The organism is Streptomyces sp. NPDC096132 (assembly GCF_044763345.1).
Lineage (GTDB): Bacteria > Actinomycetota > Actinomycetes > Streptomycetales > Streptomycetaceae > Streptomyces.
On the sequence record NZ_JBIWGA010000010.1, the window covers coordinates 113,725 to 126,964 of the forward strand.

13 protein-coding genes are annotated in these 13,240 nt (G+C 70.2%); 4 read left to right on the forward strand and 9 right to left on the reverse strand.

Features of this window, described 5'->3' with window-relative positions:
• Positions 1–5 precede the first annotated feature (5 nt).
• Entirely contained in the window at positions 6–1,820 is a 1,815-nt protein-coding gene (locus ACIRF9_RS24110) for a prolyl oligopeptidase family serine peptidase (protein WP_403825780.1), read from the reverse strand.
• 195 nt (positions 1,821–2,015) lie between these two features.
• Between ACIRF9_RS24110 and ACIRF9_RS24115 the strand changes: the two genes are divergently transcribed.
• Positions 2,016–2,834 carry an SURF1 family protein gene (locus tag ACIRF9_RS24115; RefSeq protein ID WP_403825783.1) on the forward strand — a complete coding sequence of 273 codons (819 nt, stop codon included), beginning with the start codon at positions 2,016–2,018 and terminating at the stop codon, positions 2,832–2,834.
• Here ACIRF9_RS24115 and ACIRF9_RS24120 read toward each other — a convergent pair.
• From ACIRF9_RS24120 to ACIRF9_RS24135, 4 genes are all read right to left on the reverse strand, one after another.
• Positions 2,804–3,832 (reverse strand): hypothetical protein, encoded by a 1,029-nt coding sequence (locus ACIRF9_RS24120; protein ID WP_403825786.1) that lies wholly within the window; start codon positions 3,830–3,832, stop codon positions 2,804–2,806. The genes ACIRF9_RS24115 and ACIRF9_RS24120 overlap by 31 nt on opposite strands.
• A 113-nt stretch (positions 3,833–3,945) precedes the next feature.
• Positions 3,946–4,560, reverse strand: a complete 615-nt coding sequence (locus ACIRF9_RS24125; protein WP_403825789.1) for a SigE family RNA polymerase sigma factor — start codon at positions 4,558–4,560, stop codon at positions 3,946–3,948.
• Positions 4,561–5,012: 452 nt separating this feature from the next.
• Complete coding sequence (locus ACIRF9_RS24130) at positions 5,013–6,083, reverse strand: aspartate-semialdehyde dehydrogenase (protein WP_403825792.1); 1,071 nt, start codon at positions 6,081–6,083, stop codon at positions 5,013–5,015.
• Entirely contained in the window at positions 6,083–7,354 is a 1,272-nt protein-coding gene (locus ACIRF9_RS24135) for an aspartate kinase (RefSeq protein ID WP_403825795.1), read from the reverse strand. The genes ACIRF9_RS24130 and ACIRF9_RS24135 overlap by 1 nt, the downstream gene beginning before the upstream one ends.
• A gap of 196 nt (positions 7,355–7,550) precedes the next feature.
• Between ACIRF9_RS24135 and ACIRF9_RS24140 the strand changes: the two genes are divergently transcribed.
• Together ACIRF9_RS24140 and ACIRF9_RS24145 are read left to right on the forward strand one after the other, a co-directional pair.
• A complete protein-coding gene (locus ACIRF9_RS24140; protein ID WP_403825798.1) occupies positions 7,551–8,240 on the forward strand; it encodes a response regulator transcription factor in 690 nt (229 codons plus the stop codon).
• The gene (locus tag ACIRF9_RS24145; protein WP_403825801.1) at positions 8,237–9,589 is read left to right on the forward strand and encodes a sensor histidine kinase; all 1,353 of its coding nucleotides are present in this window, start codon (positions 8,237–8,239) and stop codon (positions 9,587–9,589) included. The genes ACIRF9_RS24140 and ACIRF9_RS24145 overlap by 4 nt, the downstream gene beginning before the upstream one ends.
• Here the strand turns inward: ACIRF9_RS24145 and ACIRF9_RS24150 are convergent, their stop codons facing one another.
• Positions 9,590–10,087, reverse strand: a complete 498-nt coding sequence (locus tag ACIRF9_RS24150; protein WP_403825804.1) for an SgcJ/EcaC family oxidoreductase — start codon at positions 10,085–10,087, stop codon at positions 9,590–9,592.
• Positions 10,088–10,209: 122 nt separating this feature from the next.
• Positions 10,210–10,392, reverse strand: a complete 183-nt coding sequence (locus tag ACIRF9_RS24155) for a hypothetical protein (protein ID WP_403825807.1) — start codon at positions 10,390–10,392, stop codon at positions 10,210–10,212.
• A 120-nt stretch (positions 10,393–10,512) separates the two neighbouring features.
• On the opposite strand from ACIRF9_RS24155, the gene ACIRF9_RS24160 reads away from it, so the two are divergent.
• Complete coding sequence (locus ACIRF9_RS24160; protein ID WP_403825810.1) at positions 10,513–11,226, forward strand: TSUP family transporter; 714 nt, start codon at positions 10,513–10,515, stop codon at positions 11,224–11,226.
• On the opposite strand, the gene ACIRF9_RS24165 is transcribed toward ACIRF9_RS24160, so the two are convergent.
• Positions 11,227–11,805 carry a Uma2 family endonuclease gene (locus ACIRF9_RS24165; RefSeq protein ID WP_403825813.1) on the reverse strand — a complete coding sequence of 193 codons (579 nt, stop codon included), beginning with the start codon at positions 11,803–11,805 and terminating at the stop codon, positions 11,227–11,229.
• A 50-nt stretch (positions 11,806–11,855) separates the two neighbouring features.
• Positions 11,856–12,818, reverse strand: coding sequence for a hypothetical protein (locus ACIRF9_RS24170; protein WP_403825816.1), 963 nt, complete (start codon positions 12,816–12,818; stop codon positions 11,856–11,858).
• Between the last annotated feature and the right edge of the window lie 422 nt (positions 12,819–13,240).

Genomic DNA, 13,240 nt, shown 5'->3' on the forward strand with positions numbered 1-13,240 from the left:
CCCAGCTACCGCAGGTGCCTCTCCGCGAACTCCAGTTCCAGCCGAACCTGCTTGATGCGCTCGTCGACGACCAGGGAGCCGTGGCCCGCGTCATAGCGGTACACCTCGTGCACCGCCCCCCTGGCCTCCAGCCGCTTGACGTAGTTGTCGATCTGGCGGATGGGGCAGCGGGGGTCGTTGACGCCGGCCGAGATGTAGACGGGGGCCTTGACGTCGTCGACGTACGTCAGGGGCGACGAGGCCTCGAAGCGGTCGGGGACCTCCTCGGGGGTGCCGCCGAGCAGCGTGCGGTCCATCGCCTTCAGGGCCTCCATCTCGTCGTGGTACGCCGTGACGTAGTCGGCGACCGGGACCGCCGCGATGCCCAGCGTCCAGGCGTCCGGCTGGACGCCCAGGCCGAGGAGGGTCAGGTAGCCGCCCCAGGAGCCGCCGGTGAGGATCAGCCGGTCGGGGTCCGAGAGGCCCGAGGACACCGCCCATTCCCGCACCGCCGCGATGTCCTCCAGCTCGATCAGGCCGACCCGGATCTTGAGCGCGTCCGTCCAGGCGCGGCCGTAGCCCGTGGAGCCGCGGTAGTTGACGCGGATCACCGCGTACCCGTGGTCCACCCAGGCCGCCGGGGCCGCCGCGAAGGCGTCGCTGTCGTGCCAGGTCGGGCCGCCGTGGATGTCGAAGACGGTGGGCAGGGGGCCGGTGGCGCCGGCCGGCTTCTGGATCAGGGCGTGGATACGGCCGCCGGGGCCCTCCACCCACATGTCCTCGACGGCGACCGAGCCCGGGGACTTCATGCCGGGCGGGTCGAGGACGACCCGGCCGGTCGTCGAGCGGACCACCGGCGGCTCGGCGGCCGAGGACCACAGGTACTCCACGCTGCCGTCCGGCCGGGCCGTGGCCCCGGAGACCGTGCCCTGCGGGGTGGGCACCTTCACCAGCCCGCCACCGGCGAGGTCGTAGCGGAACAGCTCACTGCGCGCCTCGAAGCTGTGCGCGATCAGCAGCCCCGAGCCGTCCGGGTACCACTCGGCGCTGACATCGCCCGGCAGGTCCAGCGCCAGGTCGGTCTCCGTGCCCGTGGCCACGTCCCACACCAGCGGCTCCCAGCGGCCGCGCCGCTGGTGCCCGATCAGCAGCCGGGTGTCGCCGTCCACCGGCGCGAAGCCCAGGACCTCCAGGCCCAGCTCCTCCTGACCGCCCTTCGTGTCGTCCAGCTCGGCGACGGTCGTGCCGTCCGGCCGGACCACCCGCAGCGCGGAGTGCATCGCGTCCCCGTGCTCGGTGTGCTCGATCGCGATCAGCGAGCCGTCGTGGGAGAGGTCGCCCACGCCCGCCGACTCCCGGTGGCGGTACAGCTCGAAGGGGGGTTCGCCGATCCGCGCCACATGGATCGTGGTGCCCTCCTCGTCAGTGGAGCGGCCCACCACCGCCGTACGGCCGTCGCGGCTGAGCGCGAGGCCCGCCGGATACGACGGGTCCAGCCCCGGCGTCGCCAGCTCGTCCTCGCCGCCCTCGAACGGCTGCCGGCGCCAGACGCCGAACTCGTCGCCGTCCTTGTCGTCGAACCACCAGATCCACGCGCCGTCCGGGGAGAGCACGCCGTCCGTCGTGCCGTTCGCCCGTTTCGTCACCTGCCGTTGCTCGCCCGTGGCACGGTCCCAGGCGTACAGCTCATACGTACCCGTCGCATTGGAGACGAACAGGGAACGATCAGGCGCGTCCTCCGCCCAGTCCGGCAGTGACACCCGGGGCGCCCTGAAGCGCTTCTCCCAGTCCGGCATGTCCTCGTACCGCCCCGGCGCGGCGGACCCGTAGCTCTCAGTCATGGACCCATACTGCCCGCCCGCGGCGACAAACGACCCGCCCAGGCCCCCGGCCTGTGGATAACCTTTACGTCTACGCAGGTCAGCGCAGCCTGAACCGCTTTCCCGTGAGGGCGCGGCGAAGGCCCGGCATTTCCTTCCTCACCGGTACCGACCCCCCGCCCGGGCGCCGGGGGCGCGCCACGTACCGTGGAGGGCGTGTACCGGTTTCTGCTGACGCCCCGATGGTGGGGGATCAACGTCTTCGTGCTGCTGGCCATCCCCTTCTGCGTGTTCATGGGGTCCTGGCAGCTGAGCCGGTTCGAGGCGCGCGTCGACGACCATCGGGACGCGAAGGCGCGGGCCGAGTCGAACCGCGAGGAGGCTGCGCGGCCGCTGACCGAGATGCTGCCCGTGGACAAGGCGACCTCCGGCAAGCAGGTCACCGCGCGCGGGCGGTACGGCGAGCAGCTGCTGGTGCCCGACCGGGAACTGGACGGCAGGAGCGGCTACTACGTGCTGACCCTGCTGCGCACGGACGGCGGCAAGGCGCTGCCCGTCGTGCGGGGCTGGCTGCCCGGCACGGCCAAGGCCGCCGAGGCCCCCGCCCCGCCCTCCGGCGAGGTCACCGTCACCGGCGCGCTGCAGGCCTCCGAGCAGCCGGGGGACAACGGGGTGAGCGCCCAGGGCGGCCTGCCGGACGGGCAGACCGCGGCGATCAGCTCGGCGTCCCTGATCAACCTCGTGCCGTACGACCTCTACGACGCCTGGGTCACCCTCGACACCGCCGACGCCGGGATGACGACGGTGCCGGTGAGCGCGACGCCGAACACGGGACTGGACCTGAAGGCGTTCCAGAACCTGGGCTACACCGGCGAGTGGTTCGTCTTCGCCGGCTTCGTGGTGTTCATGTGGTTCCGGCTGCTGCGCCGCGAGGTGGAGTTCGCGCGGGACGCGGCCCTCGGGATCGTCCCGGAGGAGGCCGCCGTCCCGGCGAGTGCCCCGGCTCAGGACGAGGCCAGCACGCCCGTCCGGTAGATCACGCCCGCGCACGCGTTCGACACCGTCGTGGAGACCGTCGTGGAACCGTCGTCGGCGGTGTAGGCCACGACCACGCTGCCGTCGGCGGTGCCGTCCTCGGTGAGCAGCTGGGTGGTGGTGCCCGTGCCGGTGTCGCCGCTGCTGCTGTTCTGCTCGGTCGGCGTCGGGGAGGGAGAGGACTCGCCTCCGGTCGTGCCGCCGCTGCTGCTCGAGGTGGGGCAGGTCTCGGACGGCACCCAGGCGAACTTCACCTCGTACGCGGAGCCCGGGGCGAGGACGTGCTGGGTGACGTAGAGGGAGGGGTCGGGCAGACCGGCCGCCGCGTCGCCGGAGGCGTGCTGCAGGACGCTGATCTTCGTGGGGTCGGCGGCGCCCTGGGCGGCCGGGGTGAGGGTGACGGCCCCGGGGACGGTACAGGCGCTGGAGGAGACGTTGGCCACGCGGAACGTGCCGTAGACGGTGCCGGCCGAGTCGGGGCCGTCGACACTGCCGGACGTCGAGCCGAGCTGGGACGACGTGCAGGCGGGCGCGGACGCGGCGGAGGTGGAGGAGGACTCGGAGCCGCTGGAGGCGCCGGTGCTGCCGGTGCCCTTGCTGTGGCCCGACTCGGTGGCGCTGTCCTTGCCCGTCTCGTCGGACTTGCCGGAGGAGTCGCCGACCTTGCCGGTGGAGCCGCCGTCGGGGCCCTTGCCCTGGCTCGAGCCTCCCTCGGACTGGGAGGCCTGCCCGGCGATGGCGGGGTTGGCGTCCGAGCCGCCCGCGTTGGACACATGGAGTACGGCGGGGACCGCGGTGCCGATGAAGAGCGCCGCGGCCGCCATGCCGACGGCGGCCTGCCGCTTGCGGGCCCGGCGGGCGGGGACGGCCCGGCGCAGGTGGTCCAGCGTTCCGTCGCGCGGTTCCATCTCCTGGACCGCCTGGTGCAGCATCCGGCGCAGCGCCAGCTCGTCCGAGTCGAGCCCGTCGGGGCCCTGGTCGTCGAGGTGGTGGTTCACGGTTGAGTTCCCAGCGTGCGATTGCTTCGGCTCTTGTGTGCGGGGGGTCATCGGCTCGTGCCACGCGTACGGTTCGTGGCGCTCGTGCGAGTCCCGGCCCTCGGCTTCGTCGTTCACGCCGGTGCCTCCATCGCCTTGCGCAGGGCGGCGATACCGCGGGAGCCGTACGCCTTGACCGAGCCGAGGGAGATGCCGAGGGTCTCGGCGACCTGGGCCTCGGTCATGTCCGAGAAGTAGCGCAGCACGAGGACCTCGCGCTGGCGGCGCTGCAGACCCTTCATCGCCTTGATGAGGGAGTCGCGCTCCAGCTGGTCGTAGGCGCCCTCCTCCGCGCTGGCCATGTCCGGCATCGGCTTGGACAGCAGCTTCAGGCCGAGGATGCGGCGGCGCAGGGCGGAGCGGGAGAGGTTGACGACCGTCTGACGCAGATACGCGAGGGTCTTCTCCGGGTCGCGGACGCGTTTGCGCGCGGAGTGGACGCGGATGAACGCCTCCTGGACGACGTCCTCGCAGGAGGCGGTGTCGTCGAGGAGGAGGGCGGCGAGACCGAGGAGCGAGCGGTAGTGGGCCCGGTAGGTCTCGGTGAGGTGGTCGACGGTGGTACCGGCCGCCACCGCGTTCTCGGCGGAGCCGACCGGCTCGGAGCCGTCACGCTGGCTGGGGATGCGGGTGGGCCGCGCTGCGGGCATGGGCGCGATCACCGGCATGCCGCCGGATGCTCCGGCCACGCGGGGTCGGAGGACGGCACGAGCCATTGGGAGTTCGAGTACCTCAGCCACGCCAGTTGGACACACGTCCCCCCGCGGAGGTTGTACGTGCCGGGCGTCACTTTTACGTCGGACGAGGCCACGCCTACCCGTCTCATGTGTCCCGCTCTTCCCTTGTATCCCATATGAACGGGCGTCCCCACGCCCGGATCACGGCGTCCCCACGCCGGGACCGCAAAGACGCTCCCCGCCCTGCGCGCGGTTGCGCAGAACGGGGAGGAAAGTCTTCGGACAATCTTCAAACGCAAAGGTGTCCGATACAAGTGGTCCGGACCTTCGACCGGCTCACACTTTGTTCCGAAGATCTTACAAACGGACCCGCCCCTGGCCAGGGCATTTCCGCGTGGGAGCGCTCACTTCTTCAAGCGCTACGGAGACCGCAGACGTCACACCCACCCCAGGAGGAGCTGACGTCACGCCAGTTCCGCCGCCACCAGCTCGGCGATCTGCGCGGTGTTGAGGGCGGCTCCCTTGCGCAAATTGTCCCCACACACGAAGAGCTCCAGGGCGGTCGGGTCGTCCAGGGCCCGTCGGACCCGGCCCACCCAGGTCGGGTCGGTGCCGACGACATCGGCCGGCGTGGGGAACTCCCCCGCCTCCGGGTTGTCGAACAGGACGACCCCGGGCGCGGTGGCGATGATCTCGCGGGCGCCGTCCACGGTGACCGTGTCCTGGAACCGGGCGTGGACGGTGAGGGAGTGCGTGGTGACGACCGGCACCCGTACACAGGTCACGGCGACCGGCAGCCTGGGCAGGCCGAGGATCTTGCGGGACTCGTCCCGCACCTTCATCTCCTCCGAGGACCAGCCGTCCTCGCGCAGCGACCCGGCCCACGGGACGACGTTCAGCGCGACCGGCTCCGGGAACGGCCCGGTGTTCTCGCCGACGGCCCGCCGCACATCACCGGGGCAGGTCCCCAGCTCGGTCCCGGCCACCAGCGCGATCTGCTGCCGCAGGGTCTCCACCCCGGCCCGCCCGGCCCCGCTGACCGCCTGGTACGACGACACCACCAGCTCGCGCAGCCCGTACGCGGCGTGCAGCGCGCCCAGCGCGACGATCATCGACAGGGTCGTGCAGTTGGGGTTGGCGACGATCCCGCGCGGCCGGATGTGCACGGCGTGCGGATTGACCTCGGGGACGACCAGCGGCACGTCCGGGTCCATCCGGAAGGCGCCGGAGTTGTCCACGACGACCACGCCCTTGGCGGCGGCGATCGGCGCCCACTGTGCGGCGACCTCGTCCGGTACGTCGAACATGGCGATGTCGACCCCGTCGAAGGCCTCCTCCGACAGGGCCACCACCTCGACCTCCTCGCCGCGCACGGCCAGCTTGCGGCCGGCCGAGCGCGGCGAGGCGACAAGACGGATCTCACCCCAGATGTCCGCCCGGTGGGACAGGATCTGGAGCATGACCGTGCCGACGGCACCGGTCGCTCCCACGACCGCGAGCGTCGGCCGGCGGGCCCCCCTGATCGGCGGGGTCATCAGCGCCCGGTGCCTCCGTAGACGACGGCCTCGTCGCTGTCGGAGTCGAGCCCGAACGCGGTGTGCACGGCGCGCACGGCCTCGTTGACGTCGTCGGCGCGGGTGACGACCGAGATACGGATCTCGGAGGTCGAGATCAGCTCGATGTTCACGCCCGCGTCGGACAGGGCGGTGAAGAAGTCGGCCGTGACGCCGGGGTTGGTCTTCATGCCCGCGCCCACCAGCGAGATCTTCCCGATCTGGTCGTCGTAGCGCAGCGAGTCGAAGCCGATGCCGGCCTTGTTCTTCTCCAGGGCGTCGATGGCCTTGCGGCCCTCGGCCTTGGGGAGCGTGAAGGAGATGTCGGTCAGGCCGGTCGACGCGGCCGACACGTTCTGCACGATCATGTCGATGTTGATCTCGGCGTCGGAGATCGTCCGGAAGATCGCGGCGGCCTCGCCCGGCTTGTCCGGCACACCGACGACCGTGATCTTGGCCTCGGAGGTGTCGTGCGCGACACCGGAGATGATGGCCTGCTCCACCTTCTGGTCCCCAATCGGCTCACTGCTGACCCATGTGCCCTGCAGCCCGCTGAAGCTGGACCGGACGTGGATCGGGATGTTGTATCGGCGGGCGTACTCCACACAGCGGTGGAGCAGCACCTTGGAGCCGGAGGCCGCGAGCTCCAGCATGTCCTCGAAGGCGATCCAGTCGATCTTCTTCGCCTTCTTCACCACACGCGGGTCGGCGGTGAACACACCGTCGACGTCGGTGTAGATCTCACAGACCTCGGCGTCGAGCGCGGCGGCGAGAGCGACGGCGGTGGTGTCCGAACCACCGCGGCCCAGGGTCGTGATGTCCTTCTTGTCCTGGCTGACACCCTGGAAGCCGGCGACGATGGCGATGTTGCCCTTGTCGAGGGACTCCCGGATGCGGCCCGGCGTGACATCGATGATCCGGGCTTTGTTGTGGACCGAGTCGGTGATGACGCCTGCCTGGCTGCCGGTGAACGACTGGGCCTCGTGCCCCAGGTTTTTGATCGCCATGGCCAGCAGTGCCATGGAGATCCGCTCTCCGGCGGTCAGCAGCATGTCGAACTCACGCCCGGCCGGCATCGGGGATACCTGCTCGGCGAGATCGATCAGCTCGTCCGTCGTGTCGCCCATCGCGGAAACGACGACGACCACCTGGTGGCCGTTCTTCTTCGCTTCCACGATCCGCTTGGCGACGCGCTTGATGCCCTCGGCATCGGCTACGGAGGAGCCTCCGTACTTCTGCACGACAAGGCCCACGTGCGCTCCTCGCTCAGTTTGTCTCTTTCCGCACATACGCCCTTGTACTGCGGGTCGGCTCAGTCTAACGAGCGCCCGTATCTCACCCCCCGAGTACCGCATCGTGAGATGTGCCGGACGCCCGCTCGCAAACTTCCCTTCCCCCTGAAGCGGAAGTGATAGCTGTGAATTAAGTTTCAAGCACTATCGTGCGGTTGTGCACGTACTCCTGGTGGAAGACGACGAGCCGGTCGCCGAGTCACTGCGGCGCGGACTGAGGCGCTACGGCTTCGAGGTCGACTGGGTCACCACGGGCGCCGCCGCCCTGGCCCACTCCGACCCCTACGACGTCGTCCTGCTCGACCTGGGGCTGCCCGACACCGACGGCCTGGACGTCTGCAAGGCGCTGCGCGAGCGCGGTGACGTGCCGATCATCGTGATCAGCGCGCGCAGCGACGAGACGGACCGGGTGGTCGGCCTGGAGCTGGGCGCCGACGACTACGTGTCCAAGCCCTTCGGGGTGCGGGAGGTCATCGCCCGAATACGCGCGGTGATGCGGCGCGTGCAGCCCCGTACGCCGGAGGAGAACGCCGCCGGGGCGGACCGGTACGGATCCCGGCTGACGATCGACCGCAAGGCGGTCCGGGTGCACGTGGACGGCGAGGAGGTCGCCCTCGCGCCGAAGGAGTACGACCTGCTGGCCTTCCTCACCGAGGAGCCGGGCGCGCTGATGTCCCGCGAGCAGATCATGGAAGCGGTCTGGGACGCGAACTGGTTCGGCCCGACGAAGACGCTGGACGTGCATGTGGCGGCGCTGCGCCGGAAGTTCGCCGGGGTCCTCGCCATCGAGGCGGTGCGCGGGGTCGGCTTCCGGCTGGAGATCGTCAAGGACGCCGAGGCCTCGTGAACCGGCAACTCATCCGCAGCTACATCCTGCTCGTCGCGGTCGCCATCCTGCTGTTCACGGTGCCGGTGGCCTTCACCCTCACCAAGCAGCTGCGGGACGACACCGAGCTGTCCGTGCTGCGCGAGGCCAACACCATGGCACTGCTGCTGGGCAACGGCGACCGCATCTCGTGCGAGGCCCTGACCCAGGTGGCCGAGGCGTACGGCGGCAAGACCCCCGGCGAGGTCCAGGCGACCCCCACCGGCAGCTGTGCCCCGGACCTGCCGAAGCCCGCCGCGGACGCCGCGCTGACCCGGGCCGTCGAGGAGAACGATCCGACGACCGACTGGGGCTCCGACTTCATCTGGGGCAAGCAGCTGACGGTCACCGTCCCCGCACACGGGGACGCGGCCGTACGGATCGTCTACTCGACCTCGGACATGACCCGGCGACTGTGGTCGATCTGGGGCTTCCGGGCCGGGCTCGCCGTGTTCGTCCTGGCGGCGGCGGCCGCGATCGGCGCGTTCGCCGCCCGCCGGATCACCGCGCCGCTGCGCGAACTCAACTCCATGGCGAGCAAGTTCAGCGACGGCGACCTGACCGCGCGCTCCCCGGTGACGGGCCCTGCGGAGACCCAGACCCTCGCCCGCACCCTGAACCAGGGCGCGGAACGCCTGGACACACTGGTCGCCTCGCAGCGCATCTTCGTGGCCGACGCCTCGCACCAGCTCCGTACGCCGCTCACGGCGCTGCGTCTGTCGCTGGACAACATCGCGGACGGCGTGGACGACGAGTTCGTGCGGGAGGACGTGGAGCAGGCGACGGCGGAGGTGGTCCGCATGAGCCGTCTGGTGAACGGCCTGCTGGTGCTGGCGCGGGCCGAGGCGAAGGTGACGGCCGCGGAGCCGCTGCCCCTTCGGACCATCGTGGACGAACGGCTGACGGTGTGGAGGCCGGCCGCCGACGAGCGCGGGGTCACCATCGCGCTCAGGGGGAGTGGTGTCGACGACCGGCCGTCTGTGCTGGCCAGCCCCGGTCATCTGGACCAGGTGCTGGACAACGTGCTCTCGAACGCCCTGGAGGTCTCACCCGACGGCGGGACGATCACCGTCCGGATGGAGTCCGGGGCCCAGGAGGTGGTCCTGTCCGTGGCGGACGAGGGACCGGGCATGTCGGACGCGGAGAAGTCCCGCGCCTTCGACCGCTTCTGGCGCGGCCAGGGCCTGACCGGACGCTCCGGTTCCGGGCTCGGCCTCGCCGTCGTCAAACAGCTGGTGACGGACGACGGCGGGACGGTGACCCTGACGGACGCGGCCGGGGGCGGGCTGTGCGTACGGATCACGCTCCGGTCGGCACAGCGTGGGGGCTGATCAGCCCTCGGGCATCGCGGAAGAGTGGTGGTTCACGATGAGCCACTGGCCGCCGCGCTTCTCGTACTCGTAGGTGTAGCGGGCCTCCACAGCGCGCTTCTTGCCGGTGGCGGGGTCGGTGAGCGTGAACTCATAGACACCGGAGTCGAGGGCGGAGTTGCCGTCGAGGACGTTGATGTGTGTCTCGATCTTCTTGCCGACCGGCTTGTTCTCGAGGAAGTGCTCCATGTAGTCGACGATGCCGGCGCGGTCCGTGCGGACCTTGTTGGAGAGGGTGGGCAGCAGGACCGCGTCCTTGGCGTAGCGGTCCGCGACCTTCTCCGGGTCACCGGTCTGCAGCGCGGCGTTCCAGCCGTCGAAGAGAGCGGCGATCTGCTTCTTGCTGGGCTTCTTCGGCGCCTCGGCACCGGCCGCACTGACTCCCGCCGTCACCGTGGCGGCGGTGACGAGGGCGGTGGCGGTGACGAGGGCGGCGCGTATGCGGGTCTTGCGGGTCATCGCAACTCCTGTGCGGATGGTGCCTGTTGGGATGACTCAAGACTCGCGTCCGGCCGGTTAGGGCCCGTGCAGCCGTCGTACAGGGGACGTTTAAGAGGGTGCCAATTCTCAGGACCCCTTTCTCAGGCGGCGGCCCGCTTACCGCGCAGGAGGCTGACACCGGCCCCCAGCGACACGACCCCCATCCCCACCGCGGTCATCACACCCTGCGATCCGTCCACCACGAAGGGTGCGGCCACGGCGACGACGAGGTTGAACAGGAAGAGGAACCACAGGACGGGACGGGAGGCGAGAAGCGACTTCATGACGGGAGTCCTTGGAGATTCGGTGACCGGTGACTTCTGCTTGCGAGAACAACGATCCCGTCTTTGACCTGCGCAAAGGAGGGAGCGCACTCCCGAACCGATGGTGTAGTCAGGTACACCATGGAATTACTGTTGCCGGCGATCGTGCTGCTGGGTTCGTGCGTGCAGTGGCTGACGGGGATGGGTTTCGCGCTGGTGGCCGTCCCCGCGCTGATCCTGCTCCTCGGCCCGTCCGAGGGGGTCGTCCTGGCGAACTGCGCGGCCGGCGCGATCAGCGTGGTGGGCCTGACGACCGGCTGGCGCCGGGTACGCCCGTCGGCGATGCTCCCGCTCTGCGCCGCGGCGGCCTGCACGGTCCCGGCGGGCGCCTGGCTGACCCGCCAACTCCCGGAATCCGCCCTGCTGTTGACAATGGGAGGCCTGGTGACGGCCGCGACCCTGCTGATTCTGCGCGGCGTCCGCGTCCCCGCCCTGCGCGGCACCCGGGGCGCGATCGCGGCGGGCGCGGCGGGCGGTTTCATGAACGCGGCAGCGGGCGTCGGCGGCCCACCGGTCTCCCTCTACGCCGTCAACGCGGGCTGGACGGTACGGGAGTTCGTCCCCAACGCCATGTTCTACGGCGTCTTCGTCAACGCCTTCTCGGTGGCGGCGAACGGCCTGCCGTCCCTGACCGGCGGCCAGTGGGCGTCGGTCACCGTCGCGATGGCGGCGGGCGCGGCGCTCGGCAGATCCCTCGCGGGCCGCCTCCCGGAACCCCGGGCCCGCCTGCTGGTCCTGGGGCTGGCGCTGGCGGGCGGGGTGACGGCGGTGGTGAAGGGGGTGTGGGGGCTTTGATCAGTCCGCGAGCTTCTTCAGCGGCTCGGTGTCGAGGGTGAAGCCGACGGGGTCGGGAAGCTTGATAGAAGCCCCAAACGGCAGCTTCTCTTCATGCCGGTATCTGCCGTTCTCCGGTTGGTTGTAGACGACGACAGAGCAGTCGTCCCGGTCGATCAGAAGGTAGACGGGGATTCCGGCGGCTGCGTATCCGTCGGGCTTCTCCACCCGGTCGCGCTGGCGGGTGTCGCTGTCGTGGGACGTCACCTCCACGGCCATGAGCACATCAGCCGCATCGGACCAGTCCCCATGGCCCTCCAGGAAGCCGAACGGCGCGAGGACACCGTCGGGGCGTGCGCGTCCGTTGCGATACTGCTCGACCTTCATGCCGCGGTCGCCGTAGAGCCAGAGCTCGGGGCGATGCTGCATGCACAGCCGCTGCAACCAGGCGATGATCTGGTCGTGGTTGCCATCGGTCACGGGTTTGACCTGGACCTTCCCCTGGACGAACTCCAGCCGCACGGTCTCCGGGGCATGGCGTTCCAGCTCCTCGAACTCCTCGACGGACATCTGCGGCTGCTGCTCGGTCCTGGGGGTCATGGCGTCGCCTCCTCGACTCCATGGTGCCCTGACCGGCACGTCCTGCACGCTCATACGAGCCCGGCCGCGCGCCGCAGGGCCTCGACGCGTTCGGTGACGTCGATGACCTCCTCGGCGCCGACCAGGTCGCCGCCGCTGTCACGCGGGCCTGGCAGGAAGGTGTCCGGGACAGCGCCGTACACCGGCCCCTCGGCCTCGATCAGCGCGATGCACTCGCTGCACAGGCCCCCGCGGATTTCCACGGTCCGCTCGTCCGCGTCGCACAGCCCACAGGCCATGATCACGCGCGAGACCCTGGCACGACGAGCGGCCTTCTGCCGGATCTTCGCCTTCTTCGGGGGCAGCTTGGGAGGCATCTTGTTCTCCAATCGGTTGCGGGCGAGGCCGCCCGGGTTGGTGACGGCCGACGGGAGCCCGTCGGTCAGGGCCTTGGTGATGTCGTGAGGCCTCGCGCCACGGGCCAGCCACTCGTTGGCGAGGGATTCGAGGGAACGGCAGTCACTGTCGGACAGCGGCAGCCGGGCGTCGGCCTCGCGAAGCCCGGCGAGGGTTTCGTAGGCGGTGCCGGGCTGCTCGGTGGACTCCTCCGCGGGCTCGGCCGCCTCCGCGGACTGTTCCTGTTCGACCCGTGCCAGTCCGGCCAGATAGTCCTCGGTCACGTCCTTGCCGTGCAGCCTCCGCACGAAATCCGCCCACCACTCCTCCGACCTGCGGGTACGCGACCAGTACGTCCGCGTCACCCAGCGCATCGAGTTGTCCTCGACGGTGATGTGCTCCTTGACCCAGCGCAGATGGCCGGCGAGGGTGATGCGCCCCATGGAGGTGCGGACGGCCTGCTGGCCGTAGCGGGGGTGGTGGGCGGCGATGGCCTTGTAGCCCATCGCGTGGCCCACGTGGAGGTGGTCCACGAAGACGGCGATCTCGCGGTCACGGGGGCTCAGATGTGCGAAGTCCGCGTCGGCGTGCGGGTCTTCGTCAGCGGCGACACGTTTTCCGTAACCCGTTTTGGCCATCGGGTGCGACGGGGACGGCAGGACAGGACTAGGCTCGGCGTAAGCCACGATCGAAAGCTCGATTCGATTCGTAGGGCAGGCCCCGGAGCCGGTGTTGGCGCACCGACCGGGGCCGATCTATGTGCCGCGAACCTAGATCCCCTTCACGTTCCGGCGCAAGCCGATCACGGATCGTCACTCTTTCGAGGTAGACGGCTTCAACTCACCAGCCGGCTTGGTTGGTTGGGTTGTTTCAAACCAGCCCAAAACCCAACGGAAGAGCTCGGGGCCCGGGGCTCAAGCCCCGGGCCCACCTCAGTTTCCGGTGGACGCCGAACCGATGTCACCGCCCGCCGCGATGGAACCCGGGCCGGACGCTGTCACGTTCCCGGTGCTCCGTGGACCCGAGGTGGGCGGGGTGGGAGGGGGCGGAGACGACGGTG